We start from the raw sequence: 18,618 nt of genomic DNA, 5'->3' as shown, positions 1-18,618 counted from the left end.
GAGTACGTCGTACATTTGCACGCATCGCGTGAGAGGCTTGAATCGATCCAGTGTTGAACGATTCAAAAATCGAACGATTCAAAATCGTCTCGTGACTCGATGCATCATGATCGCGCGTGTGATGATCCAGAGAGTCGGCCGTCGCGTGATTGAGTGAAGCGTGATTGGGGGACCGGCGCTGGCGAAGTTCGAGGGTGTTGCTTGCGCCTTGAGGCGTCAGCCCCGATGGGGCGGGCGCTCGGGAAAGAGGGCGCACGTCCGCCCCGCAGGCTGCCGCGGCCATGCCGTCCGGGAGGATCGGAAGCGGGTCACGGGCGGGCCGGCCCGGCCGGCTGGCAATCCCCGGCATCCCCACCATATCTGGCATAATTGACCGCCGGGGACCGCAACCGCTTGGCCATTTTGGGGTGATGTGATAACGCTCTGAAACCAGCTTCGACCGCCACTCGTGACCGTCCGCATCCCATGTAAAGGTTTGCGGCGGTGGAGATATTTCGCCGATGACCTCATCCTCCAAGACCGCTTCCGCGCCCGATTCCTTCTTCACGGCAACCCTTGCCGAGGCCGATCCCGAGATCGCCGCCGCGATCAAGGGCGAGCTCGGCCGGCAGCGCCATGAGATCGAGCTGATCGCCTCCGAGAACATCGTCAGCCGCGCGGTGCTGGAGGCGCAGGGCTCGGTGATGACCAACAAATATGCGGAAGGTTATTCGGGCGCGCGCTACTACGGCGGTTGCGAGTGGGTCGACGTAGCCGAGAACCTGGCGATCGAGCGCGCCAAGAAACTGTTCGGCGCCGGCTTCGCCAACGTCCAGCCGAACTCCGGCAGCCAGATGAACCAGGCGGTGTTTCTGGCGCTGCTGCAGCCCGGCGACACCTTCATGGGCCTCGACCTCGCCGCCGGCGGCCATCTCACCCACGGTTCGCCGGTCAACATGTCCGGCAAATGGTTCAAGGCCGCGCACTACACCGTGCGCCGAGAGGACCAGATCATCGACATGGACGAAGTCCAGAAGCAGGCCGAGCAGGTCAAGCCGAAGCTGATCATCGCCGGCGGCTCGGCCTATTCGCGCGCATGGGACTTCAAGCGCTTCCGCGAGATCGCCGACTCGGTCGGCGCGTATCTGCTGGTCGACATGGCGCATTTCGCGGGCCTCGTCGCTGGCGGCGTGCATGCCTCGCCGGTGCCGCACGCCCACGTCACCACCACCACGACGCACAAATCGCTGCGCGGTCCGCGCGGCGGCCTGATCCTCAGCAATGACGAGACGCTGGCCAAGAAGCTGAACTCGGCGATCTTCCCCGGCCTGCAGGGCGGCCCGCTGATGCACGTCATCGCCGCCAAGGCGGTCGCGTTCGCCGAAGCGCTGCGGCCGGACTTCAAGGTCTACGCCAAGAACGTGGTCGAGAACGCCAAGGCGTTGGCGGAGACGCTGCGCAGCCACGGCCTCGACATCGTGTCCGGCGGCACCGACAACCATCTGATGCTGGTCGACCTCAGGCCGAAGGGCCTGAAGGGCAACATCTCCGAGAAGGCGCTGGTGCGCGCTGCGATCACCTGCAACAAGAACGGCATCCCGTTCGATCCCGAGAAGCCGTTCGTCACTTCGGGCCTGCGTCTCGGTACGCCGGCGGCGACCACGCGCGGCTTCGGCGTCGCCGAGTTCAAGCAGGTCGGCGGCATGATCGCGGAAGTGCTGAACGCGCTGGCGCAATCGCCGGACGGCAAGGCGCCGCTGGTCGAGGCTGCGATCAAGGAGCGCGTCAAAGCGCTGACCGACCGCTTCCCGATCTACCAGTAGCCGTTCGCTCGTAAAGGTCCCGTCGGATGCGCTGCCCGAGCTGCAATTCTCTCGATACGCAGGTCAAGGACTCGCGTCCGACCGAGGACTCCGCCGTCATCCGCCGGCGGCGCGTCTGCATGGCCTGCAACTTCCGCTTCACGACCTTCGAGCGGGTGCAGCTGCGCGAGCTCACCGTCATCAAGCGCAACGGCCGCCGCGTGCCGTTCGATCGCGACAAGCTGGTGCGCTCGCTGCAAATCTCATTGCGCAAGCGCCCGGTGGAGTCGGAGCGGGTGGAGAAGATGGTGTCGACCATCGTCCGCGAGCTCGAAAGCGGCGGCGAGGCGGAGGTCTCCTCGGAGGCGATCGGCGAGATCGTGATGGAGCATCTGCGCCAGCTCGACGACGTCGCCTATGTGCGCTTCGCCTCGGTCTATCGTAATTTCCGCGAGGCCAAGGACTTCGAGGCCGTGCTCGACGAGCTGACCGGCGAAGACGACCCGCGGATCGCGACGTTGCGAAAATGATCTTCCGCATTCTGGAAGAGCAGCTCGGGCAGAAGGCCAAAGAGGCGAAGGAAGCGGCCAAGGAAACGGCAAAGGCCGCCGATCTGCGCTTCATGCAGCTCGCGCTCGCGCTCGGCCGTCGCGGGCTGGGGCGCACCTGGCCCAATCCGGCGGTCGGCGCCGTCATCGTCAAGGACGGCGTGATTGTCGGTCGCGGCTGGACCCAGCCCGGCGGCCGCCCGCATGCCGAGGTCGAGGCGCTGAGACGGGCAGGTAGCGCCGCGCGCGGCGCCACGCTCTATGTCACGCTCGAACCCTGCTCGCACTTCGGCCGCTCGCCGCCTTGCGCGGATGCCGTCGTCGCAGCCGGGCTTGCCCGCGTGGTTTCGGCGATCGAGGACCCCAATCCGGACGTCGGTGGGAAGGGGCATGCGAAACTGCGCGCCGCTGGGATCGCTGTCGATGTCGGGCTGTGCGCCGCCGAGGCCGCGCGCGACCATGCCGGGCATTTCCGCCGGATCACGGACCAGCGCCCGCATGTGATCCTCAAGCTTGCGGTGTCCGCCGACGACAAGATCGCCGCCGGCGGACATGAGCCAGTTGCGATCACCGGCGAAGCTGCGCGAACCCGTGTGCATCTGTTGCGCGCGCAGAGCGATGCGATCCTGATCGGCATCGGCACGGTCAGGGCCGACGATCCAATGCTGACCTGCCGGCTCCCCGGCATGGCGGCGCGCTCGCCGGTGCGGGTGGTGCTGGATCGCGCGCTGCGGATCTCGGGCGACAGCCGCCTGGTGCATTCGGCGCGCGAGACGCCGCTCTGGGTGATGACGTCGGATCTTGCCGAGGCGCCGGCCGCGATGATGCTCGGTGCTGCCGGGGCGGAGGTGATCCGCGTTGCGTCCGGCCGCGCAACCGGGGCTCGACCTGCCGGCGGTGTTGCATGCGCTGGCGGAGAAGGGCGTCACGCGGCTGATGGTCGAAGGCGGCGCGCGGGTGGCAAATTCTTTCGTGGCAGCGGGCCTGGTTGATGAAATCTGGCTGTTGCGCGGACCCGAACCGATCGGCGCCGATGGTGTTCCCGCGCTGGACGCAATGCCGCTCGACGCAATCACGCAGTCGCCGGGCTTCAAGGTTCGTGCTAGCGAAACCCTCGATAACGACAGTCTCACGATCTACGAGCGTGCGTAATGTTTACCGGAATTGTCACCGATATCGGCGAGATCATCAGCCTGAAGCCTGTGGCGCAGGGGCAGCTGCACCGGTTGCGGATTGCCTGCGACTACGACCAGACCACGATCGCCGACGGCGCCTCGATCGCCTGCAACGGCGTCTGCCTCACCGTGGTCGCCTCCGGCACGGCTGACGGCAAGACCTGGTTCGATGTCGATGCCGCGGCCGAGACGCTCGGCATGACCACCGCCAGGCACTGGGCGCAGGGTGGCCGGCTCAACCTCGAGCGCGCACTCAAGATCGGCGACGAACTCGGCGGTCACATCGTGGCCGGGCATGCCGACGGCATCGCGACCATCGTCAAGCGCGACGATCTGCCGGACATGGCGCGGTTCGTGCTGCAAACCACCCGCGAACTGGCGCGTTTCATCGCGGCAAAGGGATCGATCACGCTGGACGGCGTGTCGCTGACCGTGAATACGGTCGATGACGTCACCTTTTCGGTGCTGATCATCCCGCACACGCTGTCCGTCACGACCCTGAGCGGCTGGAAGGCCGGCAGTGAGGTCAATATTGAGGTCGATCTGATGGCCCGCTATGCGGCGCGGCTGTCCGAGATGAAATGACGGCGTAGCCGTCATTCCGGGGCGATGCGTCAGCATCGAGCCCGGAATCTCGAGATTCCGGGTCTGGTCCTACGGACCATCCCGGAATGACCGTGTTTGAAGCATTCCTGCTTGGCTTCAGTCGTTGGGGCGACTACAAACTCGCAAAACGTTGACATGCAACGTTATCGGTGAATGTCAACAAAATGAAATGGATACCTAAATGGCTGACGCGCGGCGCGCACCCCTGAAGGACCAGACCGACATCACAGGCGCACGCGTGCTGATCGTCGAGGCCCGGTTTTATGACGACATCCAGGATGCGCTGCTGGAAGGCGCGCTCGCCGAGCTGAAGACGGCCGGCGCCAGCCACGACGTGATCACGGTGCCGGGTGCGCTGGAGATTCCGGCCGCGATCGCGATTGCGATCGATGCGGCGGCGGCGAACGGCAAGCCCTATGACGCGGCGATCGCGCTCGGCTGCGTGGTGCGCGGCGACACCATCCATTTCGAGATCGTCTCGCAGGAATCCTCGCGTGGATTGATGGATCTGGCGGTGAGCCGGAAATTCCCGATCGGCAACGGCATTCTCACCGTCAACACCGAGGCGCAAGCCTGGGCGCGGGCGCGTGCCAGCGAGTTGAACAAGGGCGGCGACGCCGCGCGCGCGGCGATCGCGATGCTGCGGATCAAACGCCGTCTGGCAAAGGCCTGACCATGGCTGACAACAAGAAGCCAGCGAAAGCCCCCGACAGGAAAGCCAACCGGCGCGGCGCGGCACGGCTCGCGGCCGTGCAGGCGCTCTACCAGATGGACATTGGCGGCGCGGGCATCAACGACATCTTCGCCGAGTTCGAGAGCCACTGGCTCGGCAACGAGGTCGAGGGCGAGAAGTACCTGCCGGCGGAAGCGGCGTTCTTCCGCGACGTCGTCTCTGGCGTGGTGCGCGACCAGGCCAAGCTCGATCCGCTGATCGACGAGGCGCTGTCCAAGGGCTGGCCGCTGAAGCGGATCGACGCGATTTTGCGCGCGGTGCTGCGGGCCGGGTCCTATGAGCTCGAGCACCGCCGCGACGTGCCGGGCCGTGTGGTGGTTTCCGAATATGTCGACGTCGCGCACGCCTTTGTCGAGAAGGACGAGACCGGCATGGTCAACGCCGTGCTCGACCAGATCGCACGCCAGTTCCGCGGCGACGAGTTTGTGCGGAGCTAAACCACGTATTCCGCCGTCATCACCCGCGCATGCGGGTGATCCAGTACGCCGCGGCGGTTATTGGCAACAACAGCTTCCGCGGCGTACTGGATCGCCCGGTCAAGCCGGGCGATGACAGCTGAGGGGAACGCGCGCGATATGCCAGAGCGTCACGACAGTCCCTCCGGCGAAGACTCCCTGATCGCGCGCTACTTCAAGCCGCTGGCGACCGACCCGGGCGCGTTCGGGCTCGACGACGACGCGGCCGCGCTGCGGGCGGCCGGCGAGGACATCGTCGTCACCACGGATGCGATCGTCGAGGGCGTTCATTTCCTTGCCGATGATCCGCCGGACACGCTGGCGCGCAAGGCGCTGCGGGTGAACCTGTCCGACATCGCGGCCAAGGGGGCAGCGCCGGCAGGCTTCGTGCTGACGCTGGCGCTGCGCCACGCCGAGGAGGCCTGGCTCAAGCCGTTTGCCCGCGCGCTCGGCGAGGACGCCAGCCATTATGGCTGCCCGCTGCTCGGCGGCGACACGGTCTCGACGCCGGGGCCGCTGATGATCTCGATCACCGCGTTCGGGCGGCTGCCGCAGGGCAAGATGTTGCACCGCGCGGGGGCAAGGGCCGGCGACCGCGTGTTCGTGACCGGCACGATCGGGGATGCCGCGCTCGGCCTCGATGTGCTCCGGGGTGGCCCGGTCGCGGCGGCGCTGGCGGACGATGCCGCCGGCCGGGATTTTCTTGCCGGCCGCTACCGTGTTCCGCAGCCGCGCAACGCCCTTGCCAAGGCCGTCCGCAGTTACGCCAGCGCGGCAATGGACGTGTCCGACGGTCTCGCCGGCGATCTGGCCAAGCTTTGCGCAGCCAGCGGCGTGACGGCCGTGATCAACGTGCCGAGCATCCCATTGTCGCCGGCGGCCGCGGGGCTGCTCGCGCGCAAGGCGATCGGGATCGAGACCCTGGTCGCCGGCGGCGATGACTACGAACTCTTGTGCGCGGTCCCGGGCGATCGCGCAGACGCCTTTGTGCGGGAGGCACGGCAAGCCAAGGTCGCCGTGACCGCGATCGGTGGCCTCATTGCTGGCTTGTCACCGCCAAGCTTCCTCGACGGACAGGGCCGGGAACTGGCGCTGAAGCGGCTGTCCTACAGCCATTTCTAGAACGTCCGGCCGAAACGCGCCGAATTTCCCTCTAAATACCTGCCAATATCGGCGTTTTCGGCCGCAGGTGGCGTTGCACAGCGGTAACGATTTTGGCAAGGTCGCGCCCGATTTGAGGCAATCCGTTTTTGGGGAGGATTGTCCTCGCAAAATAAGCGCCTGCCGCCCCCTAGCGGCACAAAGAAGGCGCGGGGGTTACATCAAGGATCTGAGGCAACATTCAATGACAGCTTTATGGTTGATTGTGCTCTGCGGGGCGCTTTCCATCGTCTACGCGATCTGGGCGACGCAGTCGGTCTTGAACGCGGATGCGGGCAGTGCCCGCATGCAGGAAATCGCGGGCGCGGTGCGCGAGGGCGCACAAGCCTATCTGCGGCGGCAATACACGACGATCGGCATGGTCGGTATCGTGATCTTCGTGGTGCTGGCCTATTTCCTTGGCCTACTGGTGGCGATCGGCTTTGCGATCGGCGCCATCCTGTCGGGTGCGGCCGGCTTCATCGGCATGAACGTCTCGGTGCGCGCCAACGTCCGCACCGCGCAGGCGGCGACCACTTCGCTCGCCGGCGGCCTCGAACTCGCCTTCAAGGCGGGTGCGATCACCGGCATGCTGGTTGCCGGTCTCGCGCTGCTTGGCGTCACCATCTACTTCATGGTGCTGGTCAAGTTCATGGGGCTGGAAGCCGGCAGCCGCACCGTGGTCGACGCCATGGTGGCGCTCGGCTTCGGCGCTTCGCTGATCTCGATCTTTGCCCGTCTCGGCGGCGGTATCTTCACCAAGGGTGCTGACGTCGGCGGCGACCTCGTCGGCAAGGTCGAGGCCGGCATCCCCGAGGACGATCCGCGCAACCCGGCCACCATCGCCGACAACGTCGGCGACAATGTCGGCGACTGCGCCGGCATGGCGGCCGACCTGTTCGAGACCTACGCGGTGACCGCGGTCGCCACCATGGTGCTCGCGGCGATCTTCTTCGCCAAGACCCCGATCCTGGTGAACATGATGACGCTGCCGCTCGCGATCGGCGGCATCTGCATCATCACCTCGATCATCGGCACCTTCTTCGTCAAGCTCGGCGCCAGCCAATCGATCATGGGTGCCCTGTACAAGGGCCTGATCGCCACCGGCATCCTGTCGCTGGTCGGCGTCGCGGCCGTGATCAACTGGCTGATCGGCTTCGGCAAGCTCGATGGCGTCAGCTTCACCGGCATGGCGCTGTTCGAGTGCGGCGTGGTCGGTCTCGTCGTCACCGGCCTGATCATCTGGATCACCGAGTACTACACCGGCACCGATTATCGCCCGGTGAAGTCGATTGCGGCGGCCTCGGTCACCGGTCACGGCACCAATGTGATCCAGGGCCTCGCGATCTCGATGGAGGCGACCGCGCTGCCTGCGATCGTCATCATCGCCGGCATCCTGGTCACCTACAGCCTGGCCGGCCTGTTCGGTATCGCGATCGCGACCGCCACCATGCTGGCGCTGGCCGGCATGATCGTCGCGCTCGACGCCTTCGGCCCGGTCACCGACAACGCCGGCGGCATCGCCGAGATGGCGGGTCTGCCCAAGGAGGTGCGCAAGTCGACCGACGCGCTCGATGCGGTCGGCAACACCACCAAGGCGGTGACCAAGGGCTACGCGATCGGCTCCGCCGGTCTCGGTGCGCTGGTGCTGTTTGCGGCCTATAATGAGGACCTTAAATTCTTCATCGCAGACTCCGCCAACCACCTCTACTTCAAGGGGGTCAATCCCGACTTCTCGCTCAACAACCCCTACGTCGTGGTCGGCCTGCTGTTCGGCGGCCTGCTGCCGTATCTGTTCGGTGCGATGGGCATGACGGCGGTGGGACGCGCCGCCAGCGCAATCGTTGAAGAGGTGCGCCGTCAATTCCGCGAGAAGCCCGGCATCATGCAGGGCACCGACAAGCCGGATTACGGCAAGGCGGTCGACCTGCTGACCAAGGCGGCGATCAAGGAGATGATTATCCCCTCGCTGCTGCCGGTGCTGTCGCCGATCGTCGTCTACTTCCTGATCTATGCGATCGCTGGCGGCGGCGCGGCGGGCAAGTCGGCGGCGTTCTCCGCGGTCGGCGCCATGCTGCTCGGCGTCATCGTCACCGGCCTGTTCGTCGCGATCTCGATGACCTCGGGCGGCGGCGCCTGGGACAACGCCAAGAAGTACATCGAGGACGGCCACTACGGCGGCAAGGGCTCTGACGCCCACAAGTCCGCGGTGACCGGCGACACCGTCGGCGATCCCTACAAGGATACGGCGGGCCCGGCGGTCAACCCGATGATCAAGATCACCAACATCGTGGCGCTGCTGCTGCTGGCGATCCTGGCGCACTAAGTTCTTGGCGCACTGAGCGGCGCCAAACGAAGGAATGCAAAACCCCGCGGTGCGAGCCGCGGGGTTTTTGTTTTGCATGGACTTCGTTCGGTGTACTGCCGGATTGATCGGCTTCCCGCCAACGCTATCCGCCGACAACCAGACGCGAACAGAACGGAGATCTATCGATGTCGCTCTCATCCGCACGGAACTATGCGCTCCGCGCCTCCAAGTCGCAGGATCAGAAGGAGGCCATCGAGCTGCTGTCGCAGGCGATTATGGAGCTGGCGATGTCGATGGAAGCAACCGACGCCAAGATCAAGAAGATCAACAAGTCATCGTAGCATGAGCCGCGCCGTGCTCTTCCTGTCATTCCGGGTTCGATGCTTCGCATCGCCCCGGAATGACGGCTGCGCCGTCACTTCACCTCCATCTGCAAGCCTTCCTTCTCGATGATGGCGGCGAACTTCTTCGTCTCGGCATCGACGAAATCGGAGAATTGCTGCGGCGTGCCGTAGTCGGCGCGGGCGCCCATGCCACTGATGTTCTTCCTGACGTCGTCGCGCTCCAGCATCGCCTTGATCTGACGGTTCAGCTCGTCGACCACGGGTGCGGGTGCGGCCTTCGGCAGGAACACGCCGAACCAGGACGCGACGTCGAATTTGGCGAGCTCCGGCGCGCCCTCGCGCATCACAGGCAGATCGGGTGCGGACTCGCTGCGGTCTGCCGTGGTGACGCAGAGCCCGTTGAGCTTGCCGTCCTGGACCTGCGGCAGCGACGGATAGAGATTGTCGAACAGGATCTGGATGTCGCCGGCGAGTCCGGCCTGCAATGCGGGGCCGGCGCCGCGGAACGGCACATGCGTCATCTTCAGCCCGGTGAGTTGCAGGAACCAGGCGCCGGTGAGGTGAGGGCTCTGCCCGGTGCCGGACGAGCCATAGGTGAGCTTGTCGGGATTCTTCTTCAGATAGGCGATCAATTCGGGGATCGACTTGATGCCGGTCGATGAATGCGCCGAGACGATGTTCGGGATCCGGATCATGTTGGAGACCGCCTGCAACTGCTCGGCCTTGTAGGTCAGGTTCCGGAAGATGCTGAAGGCAATCGCGTTCGGGCCGGGATTGCCGATCAGGATGGTGTGGCCGTCGCCTTTGCTGCGGGCAACCTCCGCGGTGCCGATGGTGCCGCCGGCGCCGGAGCGATTCTCCACCACGACCGACTGGCCCCAGAGCGGCTGCAAATGCGCCGCCAAGAGCCGCCCCATCACGTCGGTCGAGCCGCCGGCTGCGGCCGGCACGATGATCCGAACCGTTTCCGTCGGCCGCCAGTCGCCGGCTCCGAGACTGGCGCGTGGCAGGATCGACGCGGCCGCCAACGCGGCCGTGCCCGACAATACCGTACGACGGGAAAATCTCTTCGCTCTCACGCGCTTACCCCCTGCTCAGGCTTCTTGTTTGCGAGCAAGCCTAGGGGACCGCTTGCCCGTGGGGCAAGCGACAAACTGGCGCAGTCCTTAAGCTCTAGTTGAAGCTCAGCAGCTTGAAGAGCGGTGTCAGGTAGGACATTTCCTGGCCCGACGTCGGCGTGCTGCGGCTGACGAAGTCGAAGATCTTGCCGTCCTTCAGGCCGTAATTGGCGAGCCGGCGCACCTGGCGGTTCTTGTCGAAATAGACCGCGATGACGCGCTGGTCGACCACGCGCTGGTTCATGAAGGCGACCGGACGCGAGGTCCGCTGCGAGATGTAATAGAACACCTCGCCGTCGAGCGTTGCGACCGTCGAGGGCGTGCCGAGCACGATCAGCACCTGATCCTGGCTCGCGCCGATCGGAATCTGCTCGAGCGCGCCGTCGGGCAGGATGTAGCCCTTCTGGAATTGCTCGCCGGCGCAGCCGCCGAGCGCAGCGGCGCAGAACAGACCAACGACCGCGATAGCGCGGAAGCGCGAAAGGAACCCGCGCGCGGAAGCCGCGCGAGACTGTCGTGAAAGGGTGTGGTTCATCGGCGGATCTGATCCGTCCTCTTGCATCGGCCGGGGCATTGACGTACCGGGCAGCTCAATGGATTGCAATCATGCCGGCGTCCGACGGGCGCCCCCTCAACAGGCGTCCCTTTGGGGACCGGCAGCCGGAACCCGCTATGCTTTGGCCGTTCAATCACTTCAGAAGACCCCGGGTGCCCGCGCGCAGCACCATTGAGACCATCTATGGCATGATCGTGACGCAGGCGCGAGAACCGTTGTTTTACCGTGACTTGGGCGTTCCGGACACGGTTAATGGCCGTTTTGACCTGCTTCTGATGCATCTGTGGGTGGTGCTGCGGCGATTGAAATCCGCGGAAGGCGGCGTGGAGCTGTCCCAGGCCCTGTTCGATCATTTCTGCATCGACATGGACGACAATCTCAGAGAAATGGGCGTCGGCGACCTCACAGTGCCGAAGCGGATGCAGGCGTTCGGCGAGGCCTTCTATGGCCGCACCGCGGCCTATGACCTGGCGCTGACCAACGGCGACGAGGCCCTGGCGCAGTCGTTCTGCAAGAACATCCTCAATGGTCAGAACCTCGACAAGGCCCGCGAACTGGCCGTCTATGCCCGCCAGGCGATGGCCGAGTTGGCGCGCGCCGACCTCGCGGCGCTGACCCGGGGGGCATGGCGCTTCCAAGCGCCGCAAGCTGCGAGGACCACGGCATGAGCGGCGGCAGTACAGGGCGATCAAATGCCGCGCGGGACCCTTGGCGCGTTCTCGTCAATGTCGCGCAGATCCCGGATACCGGGCTGCATCGCGAGATCGCGGCCGACGAGGCGACGCGCAAGGCGATGGCCGAGGTCGCCGAACTGCGCGAGGTCGTCTCGGCACACGCCGAGTTCGATCTGCAGCCCAAGCGCGACGGCAGCTATCACGTCACCGGCAGGGTTCAGGCGAGGGTTGGGCAGACCTGCGTGGTGACGCTCGATCCGATCGAGAGCGAGGTCATTGAGCCGATCGATGTGGTGTTCGCGCCGCCGGAGCAGATCCCGGAGATGGCCGACCTCGTCGACGACGCCGAGGAAAGCGACGAGGAGACTCCGGACCCGCCGGAGCCGATCGTCGGCGGTTTCATCGACATCGGCCGGCTCGCCACCGATGCGCTGTTTCTCGGTATCGACCCCTATCCGCGCAAGGCGGATGCGGTCTTTGAACAAGAGGTTGAAGCGCCTGATCCGGAAAATCATCCGTTCGCCGCGCTGAAGGCGCTGAAGGACAAGGCCGACGGCAAGAAGCCGAAGGGGAGTTGAGAGAAGCCAGCGCCAACATTTGAGGGGATGGCTTGGCTGCGGGCCTGCGCGAGGCGTATTCCCGGTTACTTCAAGTGTGCGCCATAATGGTTTGAAATGTAATGTATTTCTGGTAGGTCTTGATGTGTTGCGTGACGGTTCGGCGCCTCGGTTGTTTGTGGTCAAGAGGTTGTGTCGGACCGCGGACACGCTATTGTCGCGGCCCGGCCGGGACGCGAGTTCGCGTTTCGCCGCGCGCCGTTGACGGCGGTGACTTCAAGCTCGCGGTCTTCTTCTGAAGGGCTGTGGGAGAGCAGGCTTCCGGGACGTTCATGCCTCATAAGGTTCGAATCGCGCTTGACGCCATGGGGGGCGATGTCGGCGCATCGGTGGTCATTCCCGGCGCCGCGATCTCGTTGAGCCGTCATCCCGACAGCGAATTCCTGCTGGTCGGGGACCGGGCCCAGATCGAGCCGGAGCTTGCGAAACATCCGGCGCTGAAGGCGGTATCGAAGGTGATCCATACCGACGTCGCGGTGAAGAATGACGAGAAGCCGAGCCAGGCGCTGCGGCGGACCCGCAGGGCGTCGTCGATGTGGCTGGCGATCGATGCGGTGAAGCACGGCGAGGCCGACGTTGCGGTCTCCGCCGGCAATTCAGGCGCGCTGATGGCGATGGGCAGCATCAATCTGCGGACGTTGCCGGGCGTCGACCGCCCGGCGCTCGCTGCGGCGTGGCCGACGCTGCGAGGCGATTCGGTGGTGCTCGATCTCGGAGCCTCGATCGGCGGCGACGCCCGCCATCTGGCAACGCTCGCGGTGATGGGCAGCGCGATGGCGAGCGTGCTGTTCAATCTCGAGCGGCCGACCGTCGGCCTGCTCAATATCGGGTCCGAGGAGATCAAGGGCCACGGGGAAATCCGCGAGGCCGCCGAGATGCTGCGCGCGATGAACGCGCCGCAGTTCAACTATATCGGCTTTGTCGAGGGCGATGCGATCGGCAAGGGGCTCGCCGACGTGATCGTGTCGGAAGGGTTCAGCGGCAATATCGCGCTCAAGGCCGCCGAGGGAACCGCGCGCCAGATGTTCACGCTGTTGCGCGAGGCGATGTCGTCGAGCTTGCTGGCGCGGATCGGTTATCTGTTTGCCCGCGGCGCGTTCCAGAAGCTGCGCGACAAGCTCGATCCCAACAAGTCGAATGGCGGCCTGCTGCTCGGCCTGAACGGCGTGGTGGTCAAGAGCCATGGCGGCACCAACGCGGAAGGCTTTGCCTATGCGGTGGATGTTGGCTATGAGATGGCCCACTACGATCTCCTCACCAAGATCAATCAGATGCTCAACCGTGACGGCGGCGCCCTGGTAAAGGCGCAGACCGCGCAGGAGGCTGTCTCGTGACTACGATACGTTCGGTAGTGCTCGGCTGCGGCTCATATTTGCCGGAGCGGGTTTTGACCAATGCCGAACTGGCTCAGCGCATCGATACGTCGGATGACTGGATCGTGCAGCGCACCGGTATCAGCGAGCGGCACATCGCGGCCGATGACGAGTTCACCTCGCATCTCGCGATCAATGCCGCGCGCGCCGCGCTCGCCGATGCCAAGATCGACGCCCAGTCGATCGACCTAATCGTGCTGGCGACCTCGACGCCCGACAACACCTTTCCGGCGACCGCGGTCGCCGTCCAGCACGCGCTCGGCATCAACCACGGCGTCGCGTTCGATCTGCAGGCGGTTTGCTCCGGCTTCGTCTTTGCGCTGACCACCGCGGACAATTTCCTGCGCGCCGGCGCCCACAAGCGGGCGCTGGTGATCGGCGCCGAAACCTTCTCGCGCATCCTTGACTGGAACGACCGCGGCACCTGCGTGCTGTTCGGCGATGGCGCCGGCGCGGTGGTGCTGGAAGCGCAGCAGCATTCCGGCACGACGGACGATCCCGGCGTGCTGACGACGCATTTGCGCTCGGACGGGCGCCACAAGTCGAAGCTGTTCGTCGATGGCGGTCCCGGCTCGACCAAGACGGTCGGCTATCTCCGGATGGAAGGCCGTGAGGTATTCAAGCACGCCGTCGGCATGATCACCGATGTGATCGTCGATGCGTTCAAGGCCACCGGCTTTACGGCCGACGACATCAACTGGTTCATTCCGCACCAGGCCAACAAGCGAATCATCGATGCATCGGCCCACAAGCTGCATATTGCGCCGCAGAAGGTGGTCTTGACAGTCGACAAGCACGGCAACACCTCGGCGGCCTCGATCCCGCTGGCGCTGTCGGTCGCTGTGAAGGACGGACGCGTCAAGAAGGGCGATCTGGTGCTGTTCGAAGCGATGGGCGGCGGCTTCACCTGGGGCTCGGCGCTCGTCCGCTGGTAGCGCATCGTCAAAGAGTATCGGCAGGTTGCCGGCATCTTTCCGGCGCCCGGATGCTGGTCGCTGTTGACCATTGCGCGCTAAGCTTTTAATTTCAGTCAAGAAATTGTTCGCCGAGAGTGCGGGGCAGGCGATGACCAATGGAACTGGAAAAACAGTGACGCGCGTCGATTTGTGTGAGGCGGTCTACCAAAAGGTAGGTCTGTCGCGCACGGAATCGTCGGCGTTTGTCGAGTTGGTGCTGAAGGAGATCACCGATTGCCTGGAAAAGGGCGAGACGGTGAAGCTGTCCTCATTCGGCTCCTTCATGGTGCGCAAGAAGGGCCAGCGTATCGGGCGCAATCCAAAGACCGGCACCGAGGTGCCGATCTCGCCGCGGCGTGTGATGGTGTTCAAGCCGTCGGCGATCCTGAAGCAGCGGATCAATGGCCATGTCGTCACCAACGGCGATGGCAGCAAGGCCGACTAGGGCGTTTTCAAGCGAAGTGGATACCCGGTTCGCGTGAAGAAGACGCGCCAAAACTAGAATCGAGAGCCCCGTTCCAATTCAACCGGAACAGAAGGGGCTCTGGGCATTGAAGCCAGAGGAGCGGGCATTTGGACAAGGCGCCGGATGCGTTCCGTACCATCAGCGAAGTCGCAGATGAGCTCGATATTCCCCAGCATGTGCTGAGATTCTGGGAAACGCGCTTCGCGCAGATCAAGCCGATGAAGCGCAGCGGCGGACGCCGCTATTATCGCCCCGACGACGTCGACCTGCTCAAGGGCATCCGCCGGCTGCTCTACGGCGAGGGCTACACCATCCGCGGCGTGCAGCGGATCCTGAAAGAGCACGGCATCAAGTCGGTGCAGGGCATCGCCGACCAGACCGCCGCCGTCTCGTTCGGCGCGGTCGAGGAGGCGGTCGGCAACAGCATGGCCGAGCCCGACGACCTCGAGAGCAATGACGGCCTCGATTTCGACGGCGAGGAAGGCGACGGCGACGAGGGGGGCATCGACTACCGATTCGTCGATCCCGACGAGGACCCGATCCTGTCGACCTACAAGAAGGCGCACGCCCATCCGGGCAAGGCGTCGGCCGCACCGCCGGTGCGTCCCTCCGTCCCTCCAGTGGACCGGGAGAAGCTCGAACGCGCGCTGCAGGAGCTGGTCGCCTGCCGGCAGCTGATCGATGCGGCGATGAAGGACGGCTGAGCCAAGGAGGCTGCCATGGGGAACCGGGCCCCGGATTGCTCCCTTTGAGGGCTTGCTTTGCCTTGCGCGAACGCGGGATCGCAGCTAATGGAACGGCATCGGAGCGTGGCGCAGCCCGGTTAGCGCACTAGTCTGGGAGACTAGGGGTCGGAGGTTCAAATCCTCTCGCTCCGACCATTTTTCTCAATACATTCAATGGCGATTTCAAGCGGGCGGTTGCCATCAAACCGCCCGTTGCCATTTGGTTGCCAATTCTGTTCGCCTGGCGTTCTTAGGCGGCTTTGGTCCGCGGTTGCTGAGGGCTATGTTAATCGTCTTCCAACAGGATACCCACTCGCCAATCGGCCAAGTTGTGTGTTCAGGTTTCTTTCGCTACGAGTGTGTTTCGGCATGGAATAAGGACCCCGTTTCGGGGTGATCGGCATCCAATCGGGACCCCGGGATAAGGGTCCACAGTGGCTTCCATCGAGTCATGGAAGCCGAGGTTGGGATGCTGGTGGTGGAGACGATTGGTAAGATCCGTCGCGCCTACTTTGTTGATGGTCGTCCGATCAAGGCGATCTGCCGAGAACTTGGCGTATCGCGGAAGGTGGTTCGCAAGGTCATTCGTTCTCAAGCGACGGAGTTCCGGTACGAGCGCGAGACGCAGCCGCTCCCGAAGATGGGTGCCTGGAGTGCCGAGCTTGATCGGTTGCTGGCAGGGAATGAGAGCAAGGCGGCGCGGGAACGGCTGACGCTGATCCGGCTATTCGAGGAACTCCGCGGCCTGGGTTATGCCGGCGGCTATGATGCGGTTCGTCGATACGCCCGACGGTGGACCAAGGAACGCGGCACCTCGACAGCGTCGGCTTATGTGCCGCTGAGCTTTGCACCAGGCGAAGCCTACCAGTTCGACTGGAGCCACGAGGTGGTCCTGCTGAGCGGCACCACGGTGATGGTGAAGGCTGCTCATGTTCGGCTCTGTCACAGTCGCATGCTGTTCGTGCGGGCCTATCCGCGGGAGACGCAGGAGATGGTGTTCGACGCCCACGACCGGGCATTCGCCCTGTTCAAAGGCACCTGCACCCGCGGCATCTACGACAACATGAAGACCGCGGTGGAGACGATCTTTGTCGGTAAAGGCCGTCTCTACAATCGCCGCTTCCTGCAGATGTGCAGCCACTATCTGGTCGATCCGGTCGCCTGTACGCCAGCGTCGGGCTGGGAGAAGGGGCAGGTCGAGAACCAGGTCGGGCTGGTCCGGGAGCGCTTCTTCACGCCGCGGCTGCGGTTCAAAAACCTCGACGAGTTAAACGCCTGGCTGCTCGACAAGTGCATCGCCTACGCCAAGGCTCATCGCCATCCGGAGCTGGTCGATCAGACGATCTGGGACGTGTTCGAAGCCGAACGCCCCAAACTCGTTCCCTATGCCGGCCGCTTCGACGGCTTCCATGCGGTGACAGCATCGGTCTCGAAGACCTGCCTGGTGCGCTTCGACAACAACAAGTACTCGGTCGCAGCCAGTGCAGTCGGACGACCGGTCGAGGTTCAAGCCTATGCCGATCGCATCGTGATCCGTCAGGATGGACGTATCGTTGCCGAGCACCCGCGATCCTTTGGCCGCGGCGATACCGTCTACGACCCCTGGCATTATGTGCCGGTGCTCGCCCGCAAACCCGGCGCCTTGCGCAACGGTGCTCCCTTCAAAGACTGGGTGCTGCCGGCCGCGATCGAGCGGATCCGGCGCAAGCTGGCCAGCACCGACGATGGCAATCGGCAGATGGTCGACATCCTCACCGCGGTGCTGACTGACGGTCTGTCCGCGGTGGAAGCGGCTTGTGCCGAAGCGCTCAGTCACAGCGTCCATTCCGCCGATGTCGTTCTCAATATCCTGGCCCGTCAACGTGAACCCGCCCCACCGGCCAACATCATGACGCCGGCCGCACTGACGCTCCGTCATGCACCGATCGCCGATTGTGCCCGCTACGACAACCTCCGGAGGACCATCTGATGGAACGAACCCAAATCTTCGACCTCATGGGCGAACTTAAGCTCTACGGCATGAAGGCTGCCTTCGACGAGATCATGGCAACTGCCGTCAAGCGCCAGCACGAGCCTCAACGCATTGTCGGCGACCTGCTCAACGCCGAGATCAACGAGAAGCAAGCCAGGTCGATCAAATACCAGCTCACCATTGCAAAGCTGCCGCTCGCCAAGGACATCGCCGACTTCCAGTTCGACGGCACGCCGATCAATCAGACTCTCGTCAATGATCTCGCTGGCGGCGGCTTCATCGCCCAACAACGCAACGTCGTGCTGGTTGGCGGCACCGGTACAGGCAAAACCCACCTGGCGATTGCCATCGCCAGAAGTTGCATCCGCGATGGCGCCAGAGGACGCTTCTACAACGTCGTCGACCTCGTCAACCGGCTCGAGACCGAGACCCGCAACGGTCGGCAGGGACGGCTCGCCGAGCATCTGACCCGCATGGACTTCATCGTTCTCGACGAGCTGGGCTATCTGCCGTTCGCGCAATCCGGCGGTCAGCTCCTGTTCCATCTCATCAGCCGGCTCTACGAGCGCACCTCCATCATTGTCACCACCAATCTTGCGTTCGGCGAATGGCCCAGTGTGTTCGGTGATGCCAAAATGACCACCGCGCTACTCGACCGATTGACCCATCACTGCGACATCGTCGAGACCGGCAACGACAGCTGGCGATTCAAAAGCCGCGACGATGTTCAAACAACCCGCGCTCGCGCCGTCTCCGCAACCCCGACCAGCTCCGACGACCCGAGCGCTACCAGCAGAGCACGCCGATCAAAGGGGTCCCTTTTGGATGCCGATAGGGGGTCCCAGTCGAACGCCGATTGACAGATTGGCTGCGTCATTTCGGTCCAGGCGAACAACGAAGACGTGCCATGCGATTCATTCGCGGCAAATTTATTTACTTACCTGATCTACTAAACTATATACGTGGCGGCCAACACATTGAATGATGGCTCTTAGCTCATGCTAAGCCTCCCAAACCTCCGGCAATGCCCTGCCGGAGGTTTTTGATTCAAGGCACCGGCCGGCGTCGCCG

The 18,618-nt window shown here is 64.3% G+C and carries 18 protein-coding genes, 1 tRNA gene and 1 pseudogene; 18 read left to right on the top strand and 2 right to left on the bottom strand.

Annotated features, from left to right (window positions below; all coding sequences use genetic code 11):
• The first annotated feature begins 500 nt into the window (after positions 1–500).
• From glyA to ACVIGA_RS01760, 9 genes and pseudogenes are all read left to right on the top strand, one after another.
• Positions 501–1,802, top strand: coding sequence for a serine hydroxymethyltransferase (glyA, locus tag ACVIGA_RS01800; RefSeq protein ID WP_456665070.1), 1,302 nt, complete (start codon positions 501–503; stop codon positions 1,800–1,802).
• A 26-nt stretch (positions 1,803–1,828) separates the two neighbouring features.
• Positions 1,829–2,311 carry a transcriptional regulator NrdR gene (gene nrdR / locus ACVIGA_RS01795; RefSeq protein WP_176530931.1) on the top strand — a complete coding sequence of 161 codons (483 nt, stop codon included), beginning with the start codon at positions 1,829–1,831 and terminating at the stop codon, positions 2,309–2,311.
• Positions 2,308–3,481 (top strand): annotated as a pseudogene (gene ribD / locus ACVIGA_RS01790) (bifunctional diaminohydroxyphosphoribosylaminopyrimidine deaminase/5-amino-6-(5-phosphoribosylamino)uracil reductase RibD). The gene nrdR and the pseudogene ribD overlap by 4 nt, the downstream one beginning before the upstream one ends.
• On the top strand, positions 3,481–4,089 hold the full coding sequence (locus tag ACVIGA_RS01785; protein WP_456665069.1) for a riboflavin synthase: 609 nt from the start codon (positions 3,481–3,483) through the stop codon (positions 4,087–4,089). The pseudogene ribD and the gene ACVIGA_RS01785 overlap by 1 nt, the downstream one beginning before the upstream one ends.
• 202 nt (positions 4,090–4,291) lie before the next feature.
• Entirely contained in the window at positions 4,292–4,783 is a 492-nt protein-coding gene (ribH, locus tag ACVIGA_RS01780; RefSeq protein WP_456665068.1) for a 6,7-dimethyl-8-ribityllumazine synthase, read from the top strand.
• Positions 4,784–4,785: 2 nt separating this feature from the next.
• Complete coding sequence (gene nusB / locus ACVIGA_RS01775; protein WP_097673462.1) at positions 4,786–5,280, top strand: transcription antitermination factor NusB; 495 nt, start codon at positions 4,786–4,788, stop codon at positions 5,278–5,280.
• A 138-nt stretch (positions 5,281–5,418) separates the two neighbouring features.
• A complete protein-coding gene (thiL, locus tag ACVIGA_RS01770; protein WP_456665067.1) occupies positions 5,419–6,420 on the top strand; it encodes a thiamine-phosphate kinase in 1,002 nt (333 codons plus the stop codon).
• 223 nt (positions 6,421–6,643) lie between these two features.
• Positions 6,644–8,764, top strand: a complete 2,121-nt coding sequence (locus ACVIGA_RS01765) for a sodium-translocating pyrophosphatase (RefSeq protein ID WP_223967598.1) — start codon at positions 6,644–6,646, stop codon at positions 8,762–8,764.
• A 167-nt stretch (positions 8,765–8,931) separates the two neighbouring features.
• Positions 8,932–9,087 (top strand): hypothetical protein, encoded by a 156-nt coding sequence (locus tag ACVIGA_RS01760; protein ID WP_223967599.1) that lies wholly within the window; start codon positions 8,932–8,934, stop codon positions 9,085–9,087.
• Positions 9,088–9,161: 74 nt separating this feature from the next.
• On the opposite strand, the gene ACVIGA_RS01755 is transcribed toward ACVIGA_RS01760, so the two are convergent.
• Together ACVIGA_RS01755 and ACVIGA_RS01750 are read right to left on the bottom strand one after the other, a co-directional pair.
• Positions 9,162–10,169, bottom strand: coding sequence for a Bug family tripartite tricarboxylate transporter substrate binding protein (locus tag ACVIGA_RS01755; protein WP_456665066.1), 1,008 nt, complete (start codon positions 10,167–10,169; stop codon positions 9,162–9,164).
• 94 nt (positions 10,170–10,263) lie between these two features.
• Positions 10,264–10,743, bottom strand: coding sequence for an outer membrane protein assembly factor BamE (locus ACVIGA_RS01750; RefSeq protein WP_092125664.1), 480 nt, complete (start codon positions 10,741–10,743; stop codon positions 10,264–10,266).
• Between the two features lie 137 nt (positions 10,744–10,880).
• Here ACVIGA_RS01750 and ACVIGA_RS01745 point away from each other — a divergent pair, with 137 nt between their 5' ends.
• The 9 genes from ACVIGA_RS01745 to istB all read left to right on the top strand — a co-directional run bounded on the left by ACVIGA_RS01745 (position 10,881) and on the right by istB (position 18,407).
• Positions 10,881–11,432 carry a ubiquinol-cytochrome C chaperone family protein gene (locus tag ACVIGA_RS01745; RefSeq protein ID WP_456665065.1) on the top strand — a complete coding sequence of 184 codons (552 nt, stop codon included), beginning with the start codon at positions 10,881–10,883 and terminating at the stop codon, positions 11,430–11,432.
• Entirely contained in the window at positions 11,429–12,016 is a 588-nt protein-coding gene (locus ACVIGA_RS01740; protein ID WP_456665064.1) for a YceD family protein, read from the top strand. Before ACVIGA_RS01745 ends, ACVIGA_RS01740 begins: the two co-directional genes overlap by 4 nt.
• A 311-nt stretch (positions 12,017–12,327) precedes the next feature.
• Entirely contained in the window at positions 12,328–13,389 is a 1,062-nt protein-coding gene (gene plsX, locus ACVIGA_RS01735; protein WP_375775031.1) for a phosphate acyltransferase PlsX, read from the top strand.
• Complete coding sequence (locus tag ACVIGA_RS01730; protein ID WP_223967605.1) at positions 13,386–14,363, top strand: beta-ketoacyl-ACP synthase III; 978 nt, start codon at positions 13,386–13,388, stop codon at positions 14,361–14,363. Before plsX ends, ACVIGA_RS01730 begins: the two co-directional genes overlap by 4 nt.
• 130 nt (positions 14,364–14,493) lie before the next feature.
• On the top strand, positions 14,494–14,829 hold the full coding sequence (locus ACVIGA_RS01725; protein ID WP_223967606.1) for an integration host factor subunit alpha: 336 nt from the start codon (positions 14,494–14,496) through the stop codon (positions 14,827–14,829).
• A gap of 128 nt (positions 14,830–14,957) precedes the next feature.
• Complete coding sequence (locus tag ACVIGA_RS01720; RefSeq protein WP_223967607.1) at positions 14,958–15,554, top strand: MerR family transcriptional regulator; 597 nt, start codon at positions 14,958–14,960, stop codon at positions 15,552–15,554.
• A 99-nt stretch (positions 15,555–15,653) separates the two neighbouring features.
• Positions 15,654–15,731, top strand: a tRNA-Pro gene (locus ACVIGA_RS01715).
• A 313-nt stretch (positions 15,732–16,044) separates the two neighbouring features.
• Complete coding sequence (istA, locus tag ACVIGA_RS01710; protein WP_166309211.1) at positions 16,045–17,544, top strand: IS21 family transposase; 1,500 nt, start codon at positions 16,045–16,047, stop codon at positions 17,542–17,544.
• Positions 17,544–18,407, top strand: a complete 864-nt coding sequence (istB, locus tag ACVIGA_RS01705; protein WP_166107168.1) for an IS21-like element helper ATPase IstB — start codon at positions 17,544–17,546, stop codon at positions 18,405–18,407. Before istA ends, istB begins: the two co-directional genes overlap by 1 nt.
• Positions 18,408–18,618 lie beyond the last annotated feature (211 nt).

It is taken from the genome of Bradyrhizobium sp. USDA 3240 (assembly GCF_054063295.1).
The sequence above is the reverse complement of the archived record's forward strand: the minus strand, read 5'-3'. Positions and strand labels throughout refer to the sequence as shown.

Coding starts and splice junctions, on each gene's coding strand:
- glyA (WP_456665070.1), top strand. CDS start 501: ATGACCTCATCCTCCAAGACCGCTTCCGCGCCCGATTCCTTCTTCACG.
- nrdR (WP_176530931.1), top strand. CDS start 1,829: ATGCGCTGCCCGAGCTGCAATTCTCTCGATACGCAGGTCAAGGACTCG.
- ACVIGA_RS01785 (WP_456665069.1), top strand. CDS start 3,481: ATGTTTACCGGAATTGTCACCGATATCGGCGAGATCATCAGCCTGAAG.
- ribH (WP_456665068.1), top strand. CDS start 4,292: ATGGCTGACGCGCGGCGCGCACCCCTGAAGGACCAGACCGACATCACA.
- nusB (WP_097673462.1), top strand. CDS start 4,786: ATGGCTGACAACAAGAAGCCAGCGAAAGCCCCCGACAGGAAAGCCAAC.
- thiL (WP_456665067.1), top strand. CDS start 5,419: ATGCCAGAGCGTCACGACAGTCCCTCCGGCGAAGACTCCCTGATCGCG.
- ACVIGA_RS01765 (WP_223967598.1), top strand. CDS start 6,644: ATGACAGCTTTATGGTTGATTGTGCTCTGCGGGGCGCTTTCCATCGTC.
- ACVIGA_RS01760 (WP_223967599.1), top strand. CDS start 8,932: ATGTCGCTCTCATCCGCACGGAACTATGCGCTCCGCGCCTCCAAGTCG.
- ACVIGA_RS01750 (WP_092125664.1), bottom strand. CDS start 10,743: ATGAACCACACCCTTTCACGACAGTCTCGCGCGGCTTCCGCGCGCGGG.
- ACVIGA_RS01745 (WP_456665065.1), top strand. CDS start 10,881: ATGCTTTGGCCGTTCAATCACTTCAGAAGACCCCGGGTGCCCGCGCGC.
- ACVIGA_RS01740 (WP_456665064.1), top strand. CDS start 11,429: ATGAGCGGCGGCAGTACAGGGCGATCAAATGCCGCGCGGGACCCTTGG.
- plsX (WP_375775031.1), top strand. CDS start 12,328: ATGCCTCATAAGGTTCGAATCGCGCTTGACGCCATGGGGGGCGATGTC.
- ACVIGA_RS01725 (WP_223967606.1), top strand. CDS start 14,494: ATGACCAATGGAACTGGAAAAACAGTGACGCGCGTCGATTTGTGTGAG.
- istA (WP_166309211.1), top strand. CDS start 16,045: ATGCTGGTGGTGGAGACGATTGGTAAGATCCGTCGCGCCTACTTTGTT.
- istB (WP_166107168.1), top strand. CDS start 17,544: ATGGAACGAACCCAAATCTTCGACCTCATGGGCGAACTTAAGCTCTAC.